General features: G+C 68.4%; 15 protein-coding genes. 7 read left to right on the top strand and 8 right to left on the bottom strand.

From position 1 onward, the window contains the following. Nucleotides 1-4 precede the first annotated feature (4 nt). A complete protein-coding gene (locus QMX79_RS09470) occupies nt 5-4,762 on the bottom strand; it encodes an ATP-dependent helicase (protein ID WP_282246518.1) in 4,758 nt (1,585 codons plus the stop codon). Nucleotides 4,763-4,841: 79 nt separating this feature from the next. On the opposite strand from QMX79_RS09470, the gene QMX79_RS09475 reads away from it, so the two are divergent. Together QMX79_RS09475 and pip are read left to right on the top strand one after the other, a co-directional pair. Beyond that, on the top strand, nt 4,842-5,339 hold the full coding sequence (locus QMX79_RS09475) for a hypothetical protein (protein ID WP_282246519.1): 498 nt from the start codon (nt 4,842-4,844) through the stop codon (nt 5,337-5,339). Between the two features lie 48 nt (nt 5,340-5,387). Further along, nucleotides 5,388-6,350, top strand: a complete 963-nt coding sequence (gene pip / locus QMX79_RS09480) for a prolyl aminopeptidase (RefSeq protein WP_282246520.1) — start codon at nt 5,388-5,390, stop codon at nt 6,348-6,350. Here the strand turns inward: pip and QMX79_RS09485 are convergent. Then, complete coding sequence (locus tag QMX79_RS09485; protein ID WP_282246521.1) at nt 6,326-7,456, bottom strand: alkene reductase; 1,131 nt, start codon at nt 7,454-7,456, stop codon at nt 6,326-6,328. The genes pip and QMX79_RS09485 overlap by 25 nt on opposite strands. 127 nt (nt 7,457-7,583) lie before the next feature. On the opposite strand from QMX79_RS09485, the gene QMX79_RS09490 reads away from it, so the two are divergent. Both QMX79_RS09490 and QMX79_RS09495 read left to right on the top strand, forming a co-directional pair. Then, nucleotides 7,584-8,504: a LysR family transcriptional regulator gene (locus tag QMX79_RS09490; RefSeq protein ID WP_282246522.1), complete on the top strand. Its 921-nt coding sequence runs from the start codon at nt 7,584-7,586 to the stop codon at nt 8,502-8,504. A 74-nt stretch (nt 8,505-8,578) separates the two neighbouring features. Continuing rightward, complete coding sequence (locus QMX79_RS09495; protein ID WP_282246523.1) at nt 8,579-9,802, top strand: patatin-like phospholipase family protein; 1,224 nt, start codon at nt 8,579-8,581, stop codon at nt 9,800-9,802. Between the two features lie 2 nt (nt 9,803-9,804). On the opposite strand, the gene xth is transcribed toward QMX79_RS09495, so the two are convergent. Continuing rightward, on the bottom strand, nt 9,805-10,611 hold the full coding sequence (xth, locus tag QMX79_RS09500; protein WP_282246524.1) for an exodeoxyribonuclease III: 807 nt from the start codon (nt 10,609-10,611) through the stop codon (nt 9,805-9,807). Nucleotides 10,612-10,742: 131 nt separating this feature from the next. Here xth and QMX79_RS09505 point away from each other — a divergent pair, with 131 nt between their 5' ends. After that, nucleotides 10,743-11,411: a hypothetical protein gene (locus tag QMX79_RS09505; protein WP_282246525.1), complete on the top strand. Its 669-nt coding sequence runs from the start codon at nt 10,743-10,745 to the stop codon at nt 11,409-11,411. A gap of 57 nt (nt 11,412-11,468) precedes the next feature. Here QMX79_RS09505 and QMX79_RS09510 read toward each other — a convergent pair whose 3' ends face one another. The 3 genes from QMX79_RS09510 to QMX79_RS09520 form a co-directional block, all read right to left on the bottom strand. Further along, entirely contained in the window at nt 11,469-12,851 is a 1,383-nt protein-coding gene (locus QMX79_RS09510) for a sorbosone dehydrogenase family protein (protein ID WP_282246526.1), read from the bottom strand. Further along, entirely contained in the window at nt 12,848-13,270 is a 423-nt protein-coding gene (locus QMX79_RS09515; protein WP_282246527.1) for a DUF2231 domain-containing protein, read from the bottom strand. Before QMX79_RS09515 ends, QMX79_RS09510 begins: the two co-directional genes overlap by 4 nt. 66 nt (nt 13,271-13,336) lie before the next feature. Beyond that, entirely contained in the window at nt 13,337-14,695 is a 1,359-nt protein-coding gene (locus tag QMX79_RS09520; protein WP_282246528.1) for a hypothetical protein, read from the bottom strand. A 185-nt stretch (nt 14,696-14,880) separates the two neighbouring features. Here QMX79_RS09520 and QMX79_RS09525 point away from each other — a divergent pair, with 185 nt between their 5' ends. After that, nucleotides 14,881-16,122 carry an MFS transporter gene (locus QMX79_RS09525; RefSeq protein WP_282246529.1) on the top strand — a complete coding sequence of 414 codons (1,242 nt, stop codon included), beginning with the start codon at nt 14,881-14,883 and terminating at the stop codon, nt 16,120-16,122. A gap of 77 nt (nt 16,123-16,199) precedes the next feature. Here QMX79_RS09525 and QMX79_RS09530 read toward each other — a convergent pair whose 3' ends face one another. Beyond that, nucleotides 16,200-16,997: a helix-turn-helix transcriptional regulator gene (locus QMX79_RS09530; protein WP_282246530.1), complete on the bottom strand. Its 798-nt coding sequence runs from the start codon at nt 16,995-16,997 to the stop codon at nt 16,200-16,202. Between the two features lie 94 nt (nt 16,998-17,091). On the opposite strand from QMX79_RS09530, the gene QMX79_RS09535 reads away from it, so the two are divergent. Continuing rightward, nucleotides 17,092-17,820: an SOS response-associated peptidase family protein gene (locus QMX79_RS09535; protein WP_282246531.1), complete on the top strand. Its 729-nt coding sequence runs from the start codon at nt 17,092-17,094 to the stop codon at nt 17,818-17,820. 6 nt (nt 17,821-17,826) lie between these two features. Here the strand turns inward: QMX79_RS09535 and QMX79_RS09540 are convergent, their stop codons facing one another. Next, nucleotides 17,827-20,130, bottom strand: a complete 2,304-nt coding sequence (locus tag QMX79_RS09540; protein WP_282246532.1) for a GH92 family glycosyl hydrolase — start codon at nt 20,128-20,130, stop codon at nt 17,827-17,829. Between the last annotated feature and the right edge of the window lie 144 nt (nt 20,131-20,274).

Raw genomic sequence — 20,274 nt, forward strand, 5'->3', positions numbered from 1 at the left:
GGTTTCAGGGTTGCCAGTCGAGGCCGCGTGGCGCACTTGAGAAACCCGCCGCACGCAGTGCCTCGGTCACCGCATCGCGCTGGATAGGCGCATCGTCGATCAGTTCCAGCGTAAAGGTCATGCGCCGCCCGCGTCGCAGTGCGATGACCAGCGCCTGGGCGGCTGCGGTCAGCGCCGCGTCTTCGCCAGCCGCGCCCGGCTCGAACCACGTCAGCAGTTGCCGCCCGCTCTGGGCCAGGTACATGCGCAGGCGACCGCCGCCGATCACCGCCAGTGCACCGGGTCGTCGAACCGGCCGCTGCGTAGCGTGGTGCGCCGGCCACGGCAGCACCGGCCCGAACGGATTGGCGGGATCCACCGCCGACAGCGCCACGCTCAGCCCCACCTGCCCCGGCCGCTGCGCCTCGGCAACCTCACGCAGCGCATCGACCATGCCGCGCTCGGCGAACTGTGCGCCGCCCATGCCGTCCACGAACCGCCCGCGCAGCACCCGGCCGGCATCTTCCATGCCGCGATACACCTGCACCAGCGCCGGGAAACCACCGGCGATGCCTTCGGCGATGGCCGCACCGCGCGTCACGATGCCGTGCCGCTCCAGCAGCCCGTTCGCCAGCGCGACCGCACGCACGGTGTCGCTGACCGGCGCCCGCTGCAGCAGCGACCATCGACCGGCCAGCGTGGGGGTGGTCAACGTGGTCGCCATCGGCTGCAGGCCGCCTGCGGCGCCGAGCGGATCCATCATCGCCCTGCCACGCGCGTAACGATTCTGCCGCGCAGAGGTCGTCGGGCGCGGGCGCGCGGGTCGTGCAGCGGAAAGATGGCGCAGCGGCGTCCACAGATCGGTGGTTACCCAACCGGCCCACGCCAGTTCCCACAGCGCGCTGTGCAGTGCCTCGGCATCGACCACGATGTCCGTCACCCCGGCCGCGGCGAGACGCGCCTGCGTCGCGGTTGCCAACTGCCGTGCGAAGAAGGCGCCACCGCCTTCCAGCACCGCCAGCAGCGCCGCCTGCAAGGGCGAAGGGTCGATTACCTGCGCGGCAGGCATCGTTTCGCCCATGCCCTCCTGCACGTGAAGCGACACCAGCCCGTCATCCTCGCCCAGCCGGCCATGACCCACCCACGCCACCGCGCCGGTCGCCAGCAGTTCGTCCAGCATGGTCGGTGTGTAGTCAGCTACCCGTGCCGTCAGGATCTGGTGCTCCCACGCCGACACCGGCAACGGAACCCCGGCCAGCAGCTCGATCACGCGCAGCACACCATCGCCACCTTCCAACGCGCCGTGCGTGGGTACTGTGCTGGAACGGGACGCCACGGTCGCGTCGGCCACCAGCCCATGCCGCTCCAGCAACAGCGCCGCATACGCTTCGCGGCTGGCCGGCCGGGTGGCGTCGCGCGCGGCCTGCAGGGAGCGCAGGCGCAGTCGCTGGAACACGCCTTCCCCCACCCATTCGCGGCGCGCCAACGGGACCGTTGGAGCGTCGGCGGCATCGTCACCCGCGTGCCCCGCGCCGAAATGGCCACTGAGCACCTTGCCCTGTCCGGCAAGCTGCTCCAGTGCGGCATCCACAACGGCCACGCCCAGCCCCCAGTGGCGGGCCGCATCGCCCGTGGTGAATGCCGCATGGGTGCGCGCGTAGCGTCCCAGCAGTTCGCCCAATGGGTCGCTGGCAGGCTGCAGGAAGACGGCAGGAACCCCGTCAGGCAGTTCAACGGCAAGCGCATCGCGTAAACGGGCGGCGTCCTCCACTGCCGCCCAGACCTGCCGTCCGGCCATCCGAATGGACACGATGCGCTGTTCGCCCTGGAGCGACAGAAGATGTGTCCCGGCGCTGTCTGCATCGTTGAGACGCGCTGCGATGTCGGTGTCGCTCAACGGGCCCAGCTCGCGCAGCAGGTCGGCAACGCCTTCCCGCCCGTTCGCCTGCCGGCCTGCCGCCAGGCGCTGCAGTTCGCGTTCCACCTGTTCCACCACGGTGGGATCAAGCAGTTCCCCCAGGTCCACCTGCCCCAGCAGATCGCCCAGCAGACCCGCATCCAGCGACAGCACCGACGCGCGGCGCTCGGCCAACGGCACGTCGGTGCCATACATGAACTCGGCCACGTAGCCGAACAGCAGGTTGGCGGCGAACGGCGACGGCACCTCGGTGGTGACCTCGGCAATCTCGACGCGGCCCTCGGCCAGACGCTGCATCAGCGTGTCCAGCGCATCCAGGTCGTAGACATCCTGCAGGCACTCGCGCGCCGCTTCGATCAGCATCGGGAATTCGGGATAGCGCTGCGCGATGGCGAGCAGCTCGGCGGCGCGCAGGCGCTGCTGCCAGAGCGGTGAACGCTTTCCCGGCTTGCTTCGCGGCAGCAACAGGGCGCGCGCCGCACACTCGCGGAAACGCGCGGCAAACAGCGCCGAACCGCCCACTGCCAGCGTCACTTCGCGACGCAGGCGTTCGGGCTCAAACAGGAACAGCTCGGCCCCGGGCAGCCGCCCTGACGAATCGGGAATACGCACGATGATGCCGTCGTCGCTGGCCACCACCGCCGGGTCCACCCCCCAGCGTTCCTGGATGCGCCCTGCTAGTGCAAGCGCCCAAGGATCGTGGATGCGCCGCCCATACGGCGAATGCAGCATCACCCGCCAGTCGCCGGATTCGTCGCGGCAGCGTTCCACCACCAGCCGGCGGTCGGTCGGCAACACGCCGGTTGCCGCGCGCTGCTCATCGAGCAGGCCGACGATGTTGGCGATCGCATTGGGCTGCAGCCCCGCACCCTGCAACCGCGCGAGCAACGCCGGCGCAAGCGTGTCGTTGCCTGCGTCGGCATCCAGTGCGGCCAGGAAGGCGCCCACCGCCTCACCCAGTTCGGCCGGGCGGCCCACGCCTTCGCCCCGCCAGAACGGCAGCCGCGCCGAGCGCCCCGGCGCGGGCGTGACCAGCACCTGGTCATGGGTGATCCGCTCGATCCGCCAGGAGGTGGCCCCCAGCGTGATCACATCATTGACCCGCGATTCGTGGACCATCTCTTCGTCCAGCTCGCCGACCCGCCGCGATCCGGCGCGCTCCTCGCCTTCGGGCAGCATCACGCTGTACATGCCGCGGTCGGGAATGGTACCGGCGCTGGTCACCGCCAGCTGTTTGGCCCCCGGCCGCGCAGTCAGTTCACCGGTCTGCCGGTTCCACACCAGGCGCGGACGGAAGCCGGCGAAGTCGTCAGACGGGTAGCGCCCGGCCAGCATGTCCAGCGTGGCATCGAACGCACTGCGCGGCAGGCTGCGGTACGGCGCCGCGCGCCGCACCCGCGCATACCAGGCCTCGACGTCCAGCGGCTCCATCGCGGCCGCCGCCACGGTCTGCTGGGCCAGCACGTCCAGCGGGTTGCGCGGGGGATCCACCGCTTCGATGCGCCCTTCCAGCATCCGCTCGATCGCCACGGTGGCGTCGATCAGGTCGCGTCGCGTGCGCGGGTAGACCAGCCCGGTGGAGGTGCCGCCCACCTGGTGACTGGCCCGACCGATCCGCTGCAGCGCACTGGCCACCGACGGCGGCGCCGCGACCTGGATCACCAGGTCCACCAGCCCCATGTCGATGCCCAGCTCCAGACTGGAGGTCGCCACCACGCAGCGCAGCGAACCGTCCTTGAGCGACTGTTCGATGTCGCGGCGCTGTTCCTTGGAGACCGAACCGTGGTGCGACCGCGCGATCAGCTCTGGGCCGGCCACGACCCGCGACACGGTGCTGCCGGTGAACGAGCCGTACTGCTCGGGTGCCGGCGCGACAGGCGGCTGGCCGGCCGCGCGCGCGCTGCGTTCGGCATGCAGTTCGTTTAGCCGTGCGGTCAGTTTTTCGGCCACGCCACGCGAGTTGGCGAACACGATGGTTGAGCGCCGCGCCAGCACCTGGTCGAGGATGCTCGCTTCCACGTGCGGCCAGATCGAGCCCACCCGGCCGGTCGGTTCGCGTTCCGCCCCCGGTCCCGCGTGCGGCGGCAGGTCCGCCATGTCCTCCACCGGTACCACGATGCGTACGTCGAGATGGCGCGGACTGGCCGGGTCCACCACGGTGACCGGCCGGTCACCGCCCAGGAAGGCGGCCACCTGCTCCACCGGGCGCACCGTGGCCGACAGGCCGATGCGCTGCGCGGGCACCTGCAGCAATGCGTCCAGCCGCTCCAGGCTGAGCGCCAGATGGGTGCCGCGTTTGCTGCCCGCCACCGCATGGATTTCATCCACGATCACGGTATCGACCTCGCGCAGGGTCTCGCGCGCCTTCGAGGTCAGCATCAGGAACAGCGATTCGGGCGTGGTGATCAGGATGTCCGGCGGGCGCCGCAGCAGGCGCGCACGCTCGGCCACGGGGGTGTCGCCGGTGCGGATGCCGACGGTCAGGGCGACCGCAGGATCGCCACGCCGTTCGCGCTCGGCTTCCACGCCCTGCAAGGGCACCTGCAGGTTGCGCTGCACGTCGGCGCCCAATGCCTTGATCGGCGACAGGTAGAGCACGCGGGTGCGGCGCGGCGCTGCCTTCGTCGCGCCGCCCTGCCCCGCGGACTCCTGCTGGCGTGTGCGGTACAGCTGGTCGATGGCATGCAGGAACGCCGCCAGGGTCTTGCCCGATCCGGTCGGCGCGATCACCAGCGTGTGCTCGCCCGCCCCGATGGCCCGCCAGGCCGCCGCCTGCACCGGGGTGGGTGCGGGAAACGCCGAGGCGAACCAGGCGCCCGTGGCGGGTTCGAACAACGTCAGGGCGGCAGCGGGCGAAGGCGTCATGGCTGCCCACCTTACCTGCCGCTGCGTAGAAATACCGATCACGGCCACGCAGATTTTCCGATGCGGACGGCGCCTTTTCATGCAAGCCTCACACTGGGTTGTTCCCTCGGCCAACAGCGGAGCGTCCAGCTTGAATCCGCAGGCGATCAGAAACACCCTGGCGGTGGTGTTGATCGCCCTGTGCGCGCTGCCTGCCCCGGATGCGCCTGCCTACGCGCAGTTCCCTCCGCTCCTCATGCAGAACGCCAACCAGGCACCGCGACCGGAGCCGGCTGATCGCTGGCGGTTGGAGTTCCACGACGCAGCCGATTCAGATGGCATCATCAGCTTCCGCCTGTGGGTGCATGAAGAGTCGCCGATGCACGTCGATGTTCCGATCCGCAAGGGCGAGTCCGACAACGAGATCGCCACTGCCGCCCGCGATGCACTGGCCGGTCGGCTCGGCGAGCGCTATATGGCGGTCCTGGTAAACGGCGATGATGTGGTCATCACGGCACGACGCGGCTCACCCCGGTTTACCGTCGAACTGCTGCGCGACACCGCACTGGATGTCGATGTCGACGTGGACCGCGACTGACCGGTGCCTGGGCTATCCTTGGCGGGCACCCGCCCCAAGGTTTCCACAATGCGCAGGCTCTATCCGCCGACCACCCCGTTCCGCGAACACCACATTCCGGTTGATGACCTGCATACGCTGTATGTGGAGGAATGCGGAACGCCGGCCGGCATCCCGGTGGTGTTCCTGCATGGCGGTCCGGGTGCGGGCATTTCCCCGACGCACCGGCGCTTCTTCGACCCTGCGCGTTACCGGATCGTGCTGATCGACCAGCGCAGCAGCGGCCGCTCCACGCCGTTCGGCGAACTGCGCGACAACACCACCGCGCACCTGGTGGCCGATATCGAAACCGTGCGTGCCCGGCTGGGCATCGAACGCTGGCTGGTATTTGGTGGCTCGTGGGGTTCCACGCTGGCGCTGGCCTATGCGCAGGCGCATCCCGACCGTGCCACCGGCGTGATCGTGCGCGGCGTGTACCTGGGCCGCGCCGAAGAGAACCGCTGGTTCAATGAAGCCGACGGCGGTGCGCGCTGGGTGTTCCCCGAGCGCTGGGCGAACTACGCCGCCCACCTGCCGGAAGAAGAACACGGCAACATGATCGAGGCGTATTGGCAGCGCATGGACAGCGACGACAGCGCCACCCGCATCGCGGCCGCGCAGGCTTGGCTGGGCTGGGAGGACTTCGCTGCCACATTGGTCCACGAGGTCAACGCCGTCTCCGACGCCGACCCGCTGGATACCCTGGCCAAGGCGCGGATCGAGGCGCACTACTTCCGCCACAACGCCTTCCTGGAACACGGCCAGCTGCTGCGCGACATCGACCGCATCCGCCACCTGCCCGGGGTGATCGTGCAGGGGCGCTACGACATCATCTGCCCGGCTCGCAGCGCCTGGGACCTGTCCCAGGCATGGCCGGAAGCCAGGCTGGAGATGGTGCTGTCCGGCCACAGCGCGACCGAGCCGGCCACGGTGGACGCGCTGGTGCGCGCCACCGATGCCTTCGCCGATCAGGCCGCGGCGTACGCCGGGTAATCGGTGTAGCCCTTCGCGCCACCGCCGTAGAACGTGGTGCGGTCCGGGGTGTTGAGCGGCCAGCCATTCTGCAGGCGTGCGACCAGGTCCGGGTTGGCGATGAACGGCGTGCCGAACGCAGCCAGGTCGATCAAGCCGGCGTCGATCAACTGCTCGGCGCGTGCACGGTCCAGGCCACCGGCCAGGATCAGCGCGGTGTTCGGCAGGTTGCCCTTGATCGTGCGCAGCAGACCCTGGAAACCGCCCTCGGCGCCGGGGTCCACCACCACGTCGCCGACCTTGAACCCGGACTGGTCCATGAGGTGCACGAAGGCCAGCCCGCGCTCGCCGATGGCCTTGCTCAGCACACCGTAGGTTTCGTCGATACCGTCGTGCAACGGCATGTCGAACAGCTGCCCATACGGCGACAGGCGGATGCCGGTGCGTGCCGCGCCAATGCGGGCCACCACCGCGTCGATCACCTCCAGGGTGAAGCGCAGGCGGTTTTCCATGGTGTCGGCCGCGTACCGATCGGTGCGGTCGTTGACCAGCGGGTTCATGAACTGCTCGAACAGGTAGCCGTTCGCGCCGTGGATTTCCACGTCGTCGAAACCGGCGTCGATCGCATTCGCCGCCGCCTGCGCGAACTCACCCACGATGCGTGCGATCTCGTCGGTGGCCAGCTGGCGCGGGGCCGGCGGCGCCACCAGGGTGGGCGTGCCGGTCTCGTCGTAGCCGAAGGCCTGCGCGCCCACCGGCTGCTTGGTGCTCGCGCTTACCGGCAGGCGGCCGTCGGCCTGGATGGTGGGGTGCGAAACCCGGCCCACGTGCCAGAGCTGGGCCACGATGCGGCCGCCCACGGCATGCACCGAGTTGGTGACCAGGCGCCAGCCCTCGATCTGTTCCGGGCGGAAGATGCCCGGGTTGAACAGGTAACCCTGCCCTTCCTGCGAGATCGGAGTGCCTTCGCTGACGATCAGGCCGGCGGTGGCGCGCTGGGCGTAGTACAGCGCGATGCGCTCGTCGGCGATGTCGTTGGGCGCGCGGGCGCGGGTCAGCGGGGCCATCACCACGCGGTTGCGGAGCGGCGTGCCGGCGAGATCGAACGGGGTGAACAAGGAGGTCATTGCGGTATTCCTGGGGAGGGGCCCGCCAGTGCGGGCAGGCGTGCATGCTAGGCAGATGCCGATACAGCTACAATCCAGCCAACGGGCAAATCACAATTGCTCAAATGGCATTTATGGAGCGATCCCCATGCAGCTCAAGGCCCTGCGCTACTTCCTGATGGTGGCCAGCACCAGCAGCTTCCTGGCCACCGCCCGGCATTTCCGGGTGCCGGCCTCCTCGGTATCGCGCTTCATCGCCGCGCTGGAGAAGGACCTGGGCCGCCAGCTGTTCTACCGCAGCACCCGCGCGGTGCGGCTCACCGAGGACGGCGAGCGCTTCCACCAGCAGGCCCGCGAAGCCATCGAGCTGCTCGATGCGGCCGTGGACGACCTGGGGCGGGATGACGGTGGGTTGAGTGGCCGGCTGCGGATCAATGCGCCGGAAGCGTTCGGGCGGCTGCACGTGGCCCGGCTGATCAACGCGCTGCAGGCCGGGCACCCGGCGCTGGATGTGGAACTGCAGCTCACCGATGCGTACATCGACCCGGTGCAGGAAGGCGTGGATATCACGGTGCGGATCGGGCCGCAGGTGGACTCGGGACTGATCGGCCGGACTGTCGCTGCCCAGCAGCAGATCGTGGCCGCCAGCCCCGCCTACCTGGCGGCGCACGGTACGCCGCAGGTGCCCGCCGACCTGCTGGACCACCGCTGCCTGCTCTACAAGGGCCAGTTCGGTACCCAGCGCTGGTACTTCCGGGAGGAGGCATCGCAGCCATTCGACGGCATCAGCGTCAGCGGGCCGTTGTGCAGCAACAACGCCGAAGTGCTGCTCGCTGCGGCGCTTGAAGGGCATGGAGTGGTGCTGTTTCCCAGCTGGCTGTACCACCGCGAAAGCTTTGCGAAGCAGCACCTGGTGCCGCTGCTCGGCGCATGGGAAGGCTCGGTCGCGACCGAGACCTCCTACATCCAGCTGCTGTCGCCTGAGAACAAGCTGCGGTCGCGCAAGGTACGCGAGGTGACGGCGTTCCTGCTGGAAGGCTTCGGCACCCCGCCCCACTGGGAAGCGTAGGGACACGCCATGCGTGTCCCGACGCTGCGGGAAATACTGTGGTTCGGCTCGGCGGTTGCTGCCACGCTGGAGGCGTGGATACGACCTCCGCCTGCCGCTGCGCCCTTCTGTACGCTGCTGTCCTGGCGGCTTGCCTGCTGCTGGGCGGCTGCGCCACCCTGCCCCGCACGCCGGTGCCTGCCGACCAGGTGGCCTGGGCCGTGGTGCCCGGCATGCCGGACGTGCGCGCCTGGGCAGGCCGACCAAACCGCGACATGGAGCTTGATTTCGAGCAGTCCATCCGCGATGAACGCCCGGACCAGTTTCCGGTGGCTGCAGACGGTCGCATCCACTACCCCCATCTGGCGCTGTCCGGCGGCGGTGCGAATGGTGCGTTCGGCGCCGGCTTCCTCAATGGCTGGACCGCGACCGGCAGCCGCCCCACCTTCAAGATCGTCACGGGTGTATCTACTGGTGCGTTGATGGCGCCCTATGCCTTCCTCGGCCCGGACTACGACGAAGCGCTGCGGCGCTTCTACACCACCACCTCCGATGCTGATGTATTCGCCGCAGGCAACCCGCTGATGGCGCTGCTGCGCCGCGACTCGCTCGCCCATACCGCGCCGCTGGAAGCGCTGATCGCCACGGCCATCGATGCGCCGCTGCTGGCGAAGATCGCCGCCGAGCATCGCGCCGGGCGCCGGCTGTACATGGGCACGGCGGACCTGGATTCGCGTCACTTCGTGGTCTGGAACATGGGCCTGATCGCCAGCCGCGAGACGCCGGAATCGATGGCGTTGTTCCGCCGCGTGATGCTGGCGTCGGCCTCCATCCCCATCGCGTTTCCGCCGGTGCTAATCGAGGTGGACGTACACGGCCACCGCTACGACGAGATGCACGTGGATGGCTTCGTGGCCGCCAACATCTTCCTGCATGCCGGCATCATCGACCCACAGCGGATCTACAACCGGCTGTCGCGCGCGCCGGCCACCTACGACACCTTCATGATCCACAACGGCCAGCTCAATGCCGCCTCCGATCCGGCGGAACGCTCGCTGCGTGGCATCGCGTTCCGTACCATCGAAGTGGCCGGCCGCGCCGGCATGATCGGCGACCTGTTCCGCGAGTACGCCTATGCACGCCGCGACCGCGCGCGGTTCGCGTGGGTCACCATCGATTCGTCGCTCGCGTTGGCCGACGCCGCCAGCTTCGATCCGGCCAGGATGAAGGTGCTGTACGACGTGGGCCATGCCCGCGCGCTCGAGGGGCCCGTGTGGCTGTCGCGGCCGCCGGGCATGACGCCGGGCGACGATCCCTGAACTCAACCGGTGCCGGTCGGCGCCAGGACCTCTACCCACGTAGGCGCGTGGTCGCTGGCCTTCTCAAGACCCCGCACCCAGCGGTCCACACCCGCGTCCTTCAGCCCATCGGCAAGAACCGGGTTGAGCAGCAGGTGGTCGATGCGAAGCCCGCGGTCACGTTCGTAGTGCTGGCGGAAGTAGTCCCAGAACGTGTAGATGGTTTCGTCGCCGTAGACCTGGCGAAGGCTGTCGGTCCAACCCTGTGCCAGCAGGTTGGCATAGGCCTCCCGCACTTCCGGCTGCAACAGCGCGTCCCGCCGCCACGACTTGGGATCGTAGATGTCGGCATCGGTCGGCACGACATTGAAATCGCCGATCAACGCGACCGGATGTGGCAGCCCGACCAGTCCCAGCGCGTGGGTGTGCAGCCGCTGCATCCATTTCAGCTTGTACTCGAACTTCGGGCCGGGCTGCGGGTTGCCATTGGGCAGGTACAGCCCACCCACCAGCACGCCGTGCGCCGCCGCCTCCAGATAGCGGCTCTGGTCATCGGTGCGATCGCCCGGGAGCCCGCGCCGGCTTTCGATCGGATCCTGCCCACGCGCCAGCAGCGCCACGCCGTTCCAGGCACGTTGCCCCTGCCACAGGCAGCCGTAGCCTGCGTCACGTATCTCGGTTTCAGGAAACGCATCCTGGCTGGCTTTGAGCTCCTGCAGCGCCACGATGTCCGGTTTCTCTTTCTCCAGCCACGCCAACAGATGCGGAAGCCGCGTCTTGATGCCGTTGACGTTGAAGGTGGCAATCCGGAGGCGCCTGCGACGGGCCATGCCATGCTCCTGCAGGTAGAGGCACGCAGTATTCACCCGGCCGCGCCGCGCCCGTGTCAACAACGGTCTCACGGAACCATCGCACCCTCCCGGCGAGCATCATCGTTCACCGTTCGATGGAGCCCTCTCCGATGCACATCCTGCCATCGCGTCCACTGTTGCTGGCCGCCCTGCTGGCGACTGCGGGCTGCAGCCCTTCGCCTGAGGGCACACCCCAGCCCTCCGGCGCCGACCCGGGTGCCGCGAAAGCTGCCGTTGCTGCAGACGCCGCCGCAAACCCCGAAGCGCCCACCTTTGCCTTCAGTGAACCGCCGCCCGCCATCGCGCTGGCTGCGGTTCCTGGAATGGAGCTGCGCAGGGATTTCACCCGCAGCTACCTGGCATTGGACGGCTGGAAGTTGTTCGATGCGTCGGGTAGTAAGGGTTCGCCACTGGCCGCCTTGGTACTGGACGGCTCCAACGAGGTGACGGCTGCCGAGCTTCGCCTCGGACGCAGCGACGACGCCGGCGCAGTTGCCGATTGCCTGACGCCTCCTGCAGAAGCCACGGGGCCGGTCGACACCGTCGACGTTGGTGGCGTGAGCTTTACCCACTTCCCGGTGGGCGACGCTGCGATGAGCCACTACGTGTCGGCCGACAGCTACCGTGCCGTGCAGCAGGGGCGGTGCTATGCGATTGATCTGGTGGTGGCCGGTACGCGGCCGGACGTGTACGACCCGCCGCGCGAGCCGCCTTTCAGCAATGAGGAAGCGCGGGAAAAGCTTGCGGGTGCGTTGAAAGCCGTGCGTTGGGTTGAATGACCCGATGCGCCTGCGGCTTCAAGCCGCAGGCGTGGAGCAGCCAGGCAGAGCCTGGCTCTACGGCGTCGGGGCCGACGGCGCCGATGGGGTTGCCGGCGGCGTCGACGGAGTTGCCGAAGGCGCTGCTGCGGGCGCTGTCGAGGCCGCGGTCGGCGTGATCCGCCAGATGGTGTTGGCCAGGTCATCGGCCACGATCACCGCGCCGCGCGGATCGACGCTGACACCGACCGGGCGGCCGCGGGTCTTGCCGTCTTCGCCGCGGAAGCCGGTGGCGAAATCGATGGCTTCGCCGGCCGGCTTGCCGTCACGGAACGGCACGAACACCACCTTGTAGCCCACCGGTGGGTTGCGGTTCCAGCTGCCGTGCTGGCCCACGAACACGCCGTCGGTGAAATTGCCGCCCACTGCAGGGTTGGCGAACGCCACGCCCAGCGCGGCCACGTGCGAGCCCAGCGCGAAATCCGGGGTCAGCGCGGACGCCACCTTCTCCGGGTTCTGCGGCATCACCCGCCGGTCCACATGCTTGCCCCAGTAGCTGTAGGGCCAACCATAGAAGCCACCGTCGCGCACCGAGGTGAGGTAATCCGGCACCAGGTTCGGCCCGATTTCGTCGCGCTCGTTGACCACCGCCCACAGCGTGCCGGTGCCCGGCTGCACCGCCAATGCGGTGGGGTTGCGGATGCCGCTGGCATAGGTACGGTGCGCGCCGGTCTGCGCATCGATCTCCCAGACCTGGGCGCGGTCGATTTCCGCTGCCATGCCGCGTTCGGTGATGTTGCTGTTGGAGCCGATGCCCACGTACAGATGGCTGCCATCGGCACTGGCAGCCAGCGACTTGGTCCAGTGGTGGTTGATGGCCGACGGCAGGTCGGTCACCTTGGTCGGCGCGCCGCTGGCCTTGGTCTGGCCTTCGGTGTAATCGAAGCGAACCAGCGCATCCTGGTTGGCCACGTACAGGGCGTTGCCCACCAGTGCGAGGCCGTAGGGCGCATTGAGCTTGTCGGCGAACACGGTCTTCAGCTCGTACACGCCGTCGCCGTCAGCATCGCGCAGCAGGGTCAGGCGGTTGCCGCTCTTCACCTGGGTGTTGCCCTTGGCCTTGATCTTTCCGGCAATCACGTCCTTCGGCTTCAGGTTGGGCGCGCTGCCGCCACGGCCTTCGGCCACCAGGATGTCGCCGTTGGGCAGCACCAGGGTCTGGCGCGGAATGGCCAGGTCGGTGGCGATCGCCGCGACCTTGAAACCGGCCGGCACGGTGGGCACGGTATCGCCCCACGCGGTCGGCTGGGCGATGGTCATGTCCGGCATCACGCCGCGATGGGGCTTGGGCAGTTCCGGGTTGGCACCGAGCTGCTGCAGCTCCGGGGCCTTGCCACTGCACCCGGCCAGTGCCACGGCCAGGACGGAGAACGCGAGTACCTTCGAGGAAGCGCGGTTCACAGGGCACCTCCCACGCGCACGCGGACACTGGAGAAACCGAGCCAGGTGGCGATCAATGCCAGCACCGTGACGATCACCGACCACAGCAGCGCGGCCGGCATGATCGCCCACGCATCGCGCGCGTGGTGCAGCGAGTTGATGAAGCCCACGATCCAGGTGACCGCCAGCACGATGACGTAGAAACCGTTACGGCTGCCGCGCACCAGCCCAATCAACCCGCACAGCAGCGCCAGCGTGGTCATCACCATCGCCCCGACCAGCAGCCAGGAGGCGAAGTTGCTCCACTGGATTTCATAGGTGTTCCAGTACGCGTAATCGGCCAGCAGTGCGCCGAGGAACAGCGGCAACACGCCGCCGAGCACGGCGGCATGGAACGGATGGATGACCCAGTGGCGGGTCACGACGGCGGTTGTGGACACGGCTATCTCCTGAGGGGAATGCAACCGGTATCCTGCCACCGCCTGCGTGACGGGGGGTTGATGCGCTCAGCGCCAGTCGGCGGGCAGCTTTCGCGTGCGCGTGCGGTACTTCATCGTTCCGTTGCGCAGGGTGCCCTCCGTCGTCTGCAGGTGTTCGCCATCGGGCGACAGCGATTCCTCCCAGCTGGCCACCTGCTGCAGCTGCCCGTCCACGTAGCGATAGGTCTCGGTGGCGTGCGAGCAGCAGCCGCCGCGCGAGGCAGACGTGAGGGTGCGCGTGGCGGAGTCGATGTCCAGCTGCGGCAGGCTCGACAGCGTTGGCTCGAACACGAAGGCATGGGCCGCTGGATCAAAGAGGAACAGGTTCCGCGTGGCATTCGGGCCTGCCCCGCCAGAGTATCCAGGCACGCTCAGGTCAGGCCAGCCGTCGAAGTTGGCGTCCACCAGCTGCACCACGTCCGGGCCGGCGCTCAGCGGCTCGGCATCGATGTCGCGCAGGATCTGCCGGCGATGGCCGGTCGTGGCGTCCAGGATGTCGATGGCCTGCAACAGCGCCTGATCGTCGTCGGCGGGCGCGACGACCAGCACGAAACGCAGGCGGTCGGTGGTTGCGCGCTGGGGAATACGTCTATCCCCGACGGCAAGATCATCTCGGCGGATCCAGCCGGGTGTCGCTGCGCCGTCTGCCGCCACTTCTTCGATGCCGATCCACTCGTCGCCCCTGCTGAGCACACCGGCATAGCGCCCCGCGGCAAGGGTGCCGGATGCAGTGCCATCCTCGGCGCTTCGGTAGACGGGTGTGTCCACGGTCGCCGCGAACACGTCGATATAGGGTCGTGGCGCCTGCAGGGAGAACCCGTCGCGATAGTGGGCTACCTGGTAGTGGTGCAGAACGCTGCCGTAAGCATCGGGCGCACATACGCCGCCCACCGCGCAGGCGCCGATTTCATCCGGGGTGGGCTTGCGGGTGGCGGGAACCTGCTCGGTACGGATCAGCGCTTTCTGGTCCGCCCAGCGCAGCGTGAAACCACGTTCGGTCCAGGCCAGCGCCGCCTCGCTGTCCGCGCTGCCAATGTTGGTGCGGCAGAACGGCTGTGCGTCGGAACGCTCGTTCCAATCGGGAAAGGCATAGGCCGGGCACAGCCGGTTGGCGCTGTTGAGGTCGTAGCGGTACGCCGCATCGGTGACGAACACCAGCTTGTTCAACGCCTCGCCCGGATCGCGCGACACGAAGGCATAGCGCACCTTCGCCGCCCCTGGAATGGCGCTGGCCAGCGTGTCGTGATGGATCTCGCCTTCAGCCGGTGGTGCCACCGTATCTGCATCGGGCACCTGGGGCGAGAGCTGGTAGATGCCCGGCTCCAGCAGCGGTCCCGCTTCGGCGCGGGTAATCAGGGCGGCAAGCAACAAGGCGGCGTAGCTCATTTTCATCCAGCCATCATGCGCGATGTCCCTAACGCGACGATAGTGGTCCCTATCGCGCGAGACGGCAGCGTGCGTCCGGCTTACCCTCGTGCTCCGCTTGTCCCCCACCAGGTCCAGGCTGGAGCACGCGCCGGACCCTTGGCGGCGTGGCCGGCCGGGACCGCAGCTGTATTTCCAATGGTCCCATGAGCACAGAAACCCCGCCGTCCGCTTCGTCCGTCGTCCCTGCTTCGCCGGTACTGCCCGCCGCCTCCGATCCCGCCCACCATGGCTTTGCGATCCGCATCGTCGGCGCCGCCGCGTTCGCGCACCTGCTCAACGACATGATCCAGGCCGTGCTGCCGGCCGTGTACCCGATGTTCAAGAGCCAGTTCGCGCTGACCTTCGGCCAGATTGGCACCATCGCGCTGGTCTACCAGTTCACCGCCTCGCTGCTGCAGCCGTGGGTGGGCATGTACACCGACAAGCGCCCGCTGCCCTACCTGCTGCCTTCCGGCATGATCGCCACCTTCGTCGGCATCGGCATGATGGCCATGGCCACCAGTTACGAAATGCTGCTGCTGGCCGCTGCCGTGGTGGGCGTGGGCTCGGCCACCTTCCACCCGGAAGCCTCGCGCGTGGCCCGGATGGCCTCGGGCGGGCGCTTCGGCACCGCGCAGTCCACCTTCCAGGTCGGCGGCAATACCGGCTCGGCCATCGGCCCGCTGCTGGCGGCTGCCGTGGTGATTCCGCACGGCCAGCGCGCCATCGGCTGGTTCCTGCTGATCGCCGCCGTGGCCATCTTCGTGCTGTTCCGGCTGACCGGTTGGACCGTGCGCCACGGCCAGGCCAAGATGAACAGTCTTGCGCGCTCGCATGGCATCGGCCTGAGCCGCGGCAAGGTGGTGCAGGCCATCGCGGTGATCGCGGTGCTGATGTTCGCCAAGTTCGTGTATATCGCCTCCATCACCAACTACTTCACCTTCTACCTGATCGAACGTTTCCACCTGAGCGTGCAGCAGAGCCAGATGTACCTGTTCGTGTTCCTGGCGTCGATCGCGCTGGGCACCTTCATCGGCGGCCCGGTGGGTGACCGGATCGGGCGCAAGGCGGTGATCTGGATTTCGTTCCTGGGCGTGGCCCCGTTCGCGCTCGCCCTGCCCTACGCCAACCTGATGGGCACCGCAGTGCTCGCCGTGGCCGTCGGCCTGGTGATGTCGTCGGCGTTTGCCGCGCTGGTGGTGTATGCGCAGGAAGCGGTGCCGGGACGTGTCGGGATGGTGTCCGGACTGATGTTCGGGCTGATGTTCGGCATTGGCGGCATCGGCGCGGCCGGGCTGGGCAAGCTGGCCGACATCCACGGCATCGTGTGGGTGTACCACCTCACCTCGTTCCTGCCGCTGTTGGGGTTGGCTACTGCGTTTCTGCCCAAGACCTCCGCACGCTGAAAGAGGTTGCCGACTGGCAGCCGGCACTACCGTGGGCACTACCGTGGGCACTACCGTTTCGCATCAAATGTTCCGCGTTATTGGAAGAACTGGCTGGGCAGCTGGCCGAACCGCTTCTTGAACATGGCGGTGAACGCGCTGGGGCTGGCGTAGCCTTGCGACAGCGCTACGTCGATGACCTTCTCGCCGTGGGCGAGGCGTTCCAGGGCGCGGACGAGCCGGATCTGCTGGCGCCACTGGCCGAAGGTCATGTGCAGTTCGCGCGCGCACAGGCGCTGGATCGTCTTGGCGTCCACGCCGAGGCGAACCGCCCAGTCCTGCAGTGTGGAAGCGTCGTCGGGCGCGGCGTCCCAGTGCTGCGCGATCTGCTGCAGGCGCGGGTCGACCGGTTCGGGAACGTGCAGCGGCAGCACCGGCAGCGCCTGCAGTTCGTCCAGGATCAGCTGCATGAGATGGCCGTCGCGCGAGTCCGGAACGTAGGGCTGCTCCACGATGGCCGCCGCACCGATCAGTTCGGCCAGCAGGGGTGTGATCGAGACCGTCGCTGCGCTGGGCGGCGCATCGGCGATGGCTTGCGGCAGGATGTACAGGCTGCGCATGCGCACCGCGCCGATGCAGCTCACCTTGTGGCCGATCCCGGCCGGCATCCAGATCGCGCGCGTGCTGGGCACCACCCAGCGGCCTGCGCCGGCCTGCACCACCAGCACGCCGGAGGCGGCATAGACCAACTGGTGGCGGTCCGGATGGTGGTGCAGCGGAATCACGGTGCCGGCGGCGTAGTCGCGTGCCCGGCATAGCACGGCCGACTCGGGCCCCAGCGGCAGGCGCTGGCCAGCGGCGTCGACCGGCGCGATGTCTTTTTTTCGATGAGGCATGGGCAGATACCGCGAAACAACCACCCCGCGACTGTAGCGCCGCCCGTGCCGCCGCTCAACCACATGCTCACGGCGCGCGCCCTACCCTGCACCCATGCGTCGTTTCGCCCAAGCCATCGCCGAGCCGGAATCGGTCCCTGACGGGCTGCCGCGCGAGCTCGCCGCCGCCGTGGCGGCAGCGCCGGACCGCTACAACATCGGCAAGGGCTCCACCGCATCGGTGCTGGCCCGCACTGCCGAGGGCGAGCTGATCGTGACCGACATGGTCTGGGGGCTGGTGCCGCGCTGGTCGAAGACGCCGGATACGCCCTACACCACGGTCACCGCGCGGCTGGATCGGGCGCCCGGCAGCCGCATCTTCGCCAAGGCCTGGGCCGAACGCCCCTGCGTGATCCCGATGACCGGGTACTACAAGCTGGACCGCCAGCGTCGCCCGCCATGGCCGCTGTTCGTGCAGCGCCGCGATGGCCTGGCCTTGCTGGCGGCCGGCCTCTGGGAGCACTGGGAGGACGGCGAAGGCCACGCGATGGATTCCTTCAGCGTACTCACCGCCCCCAACCGCGCCATTCCGGCACCGCTGACACCGGATGGGCCGGTGTTCCTGCCCGCTGAGCTGGCACTGGCATGGCTTTCCGGTGCCGCCAACACGCCTGCCGCGCTGCACGTGCGCTCACCCGCACTGGAGGCCTATCCGGTCGGACGCGCCTTCCGCGACCTCAAGCGCGACGACTACACGCTGCTGGAGCCGGTCGACCCGGACCTGGAAACGACATCGCCGCCCCCGGGGGACGGGGACGGCGATGGCTGGGACGAAGACAGCTGAGCGAGGTCAGCGCGACATCGAATACGGCTGTTCCGCGCCCTCACCGGGCCATGCCTTGTTCGGCGCTGCCTGCAGGGTGAAGTGCAGTTCGCCGCCGGCCAGGATTTCCGCATGGCGCAGGAAGGTGCGGTTCAGCGGCTTGCCGTTGAGCGTCACCGAACCCACGTACTCGTGGCCCTTGCCCATGCCCTCGGTGGTGATACGGAAGGTCTTGCCGTTGGGCAGGTTCAGTACTGCCTTGGGCAGGAACGGGCGGCCGATGATGTACTCGGCGCTGCCCGGTGCCACCGGGTAGAAGCCCAGCGCGGTGAACACGTACCACGCCGACATCTGGCCCAGGTCGTCATTGCCTGCCAGGCCATCGGGGCGGTCGGCGTACTGGGTGTCCATGATCTGCTTCAGGCGCGACTGCGCGCGCCACGGCTGGCCTGCGTACGAATACAGGTAGGCCACGTGGTGGCTGGGTTCGTTGCCGTGCGCGTACCAGCCGATCAGGCCGGTGATGTCTTCCATGTGCTCGAAGATGGACGGATCGACCTTGGCATCGAACACCGCATCCAGCCGCGCCAGCAGCTTGTCGGCGCCGCCGTGCACCTCGGCCAGGCCGGCCACGTCCTGCGGCACGTACCAGGAATACTGCCAGGCGTTGCCTTCGGTGTAATCGGTGCCGTAGCCGCTGGCGCTGGGATCGAACGGGGTGCGGAAGCTGCCGTCACGCTTGCGTGCACGCATGAAGCCGGTCTCGGCATCGAAGGCGTGGCGCCAGTTGCCGGCGCGCTTGTCGAACTCGGCAGCCACGTCGGTCTTGCCCATGGCCGTGGCCATGCGCGCGATGGTCCAGTCGTCGAAGGCGTATTCAAGCGTCTTGCTGGCGGCTTCGCCCTCTTCATCGATCGGCACCCAGCCCAGCTCGCGGTACTGCGCGATGCCGTCGTAGGGGCCGTAGTTGGCGGTGGCGACCATCGCCTGCAGCGCCTTGTCGGCATCGAAGCCACGGATGCCCTTGACGTAGGCATCGGCGATCACCGGCACCGCGTGGTAGCCGATCATGCACCAGGTTTCCTGGCCGTGGAACGCCCACACCGGCAGCATGCCGTAGGCACTGTTGTGCTGGTGGGCCAGCAGCGAATTGACCATGTCGCTGGTGCGCTGTTCCGGTTGCACCAGGGTCAGCAGCGGGTGCAGGGCGCGGTAGGTATCCCACAGCGAGAAGGTCGAGTAGTTGGTGTAGCCCTCGGCGCGGTGCACGGCGTTGTCCGAGCCACGGTACTGGCCATCCACGTCCATGAACAGCGTCGGGCCGAGCAGGCTGTGGTACAGCGCGGTGTAGGCGCTGCGTTTGTCATGCGCGGGGGCCTCGATGTCCAGCACCGACAGCGCCTGCTGCCACTGCGTACGGGCATCGGCACGGATGCGGTCGAAGTTCTGGTCTTTCGCTTCGGCGTCGAGGTTGGCGATGGCGCCGGCTTCGCTTACCGAAGAGATCGCCACGCTGACCACCAGCGGGGCATCCAGCTTGCCGAAATCGAACGTGCCGACCAGCTGGCGGCCTTCGATCTGCGGGCGCTGCTCCGGGTGGTTCTGGCCCGGCGGCGGGAAGCCCTTGTAGGCGATGTCGGTTTCGGTGTTGTGCAGCGCGTGCCCGGTGAGCGGGCGCGAGAAGCGCATGGCGAAGTACAGCTGCCGGCCCGGTGCCCAGCCGCGGGTTTCACGGAAGCCGGTCACGGTGCCGTCCTCGCGCAGGCGCAGGCGCGACCACAGGATCTTGCCGGGGTAGTCGTACAGGCTGGTGCGCAGGTCGAGCAGCAGCTTGGCCTCCTCGCCCTTCGGGTAGGTGTAACGGTGCACGCCGGTGCGGGCGCTGGCGGTGAGCTCGGCGCGGACCTTGTAGTCCTGCAGCGTCACGGCGTAATAGCCGGGCTCTGCCTTTTCATCCTTGTGGTCGAAGCGCGAGGCATAGCCGCTGCGCGGCTTTTCCGGATCGCCCCGCTCCAGGCCGGGGTCGCCGGTGAACGGCATCACCAGCACATCGCCCAGGTCGGAATGGCCGCTGCCGGAGAAATGGGTGTGCGAGAAGCCGACGATGCTGCTGTCGTCGTGGCGGTAGCCGGCAGCCCAGTCGTAGGCCTTTTCGCGCGGCTGGATGCGGGTGTCCGGGCTGAGCTGGACCATGCCGAACGGCACCGTCGCGCCGGGATAGGTATGCCCTTCACCGCCGGTACCAATGAACGGGTCCACGGCCGCGTAGGCGCGTTCGCCTGCACTCTGCGGCGCCGCTGTCGCGCCGCCTGCCACCAGCATGGCGCCCATGGCCAATGCCACCAACCCCGACTTCCCCGCTCTGCTCATATGGATTTAGATCGATTCAAGGTGAACCGATCCTAGCATTGGTTGTCCCCGCGCCGCCGGGTGGGGGGGGGGGGGGGGGCGGGGTGGGGGGATTGGGGGGGGTGG

It is taken from the genome of Stenotrophomonas sp. PS02300 (assembly GCF_029959395.1).
Lineage (GTDB): Bacteria > Pseudomonadota > Gammaproteobacteria > Xanthomonadales > Xanthomonadaceae > Stenotrophomonas > Stenotrophomonas maltophilia_AD.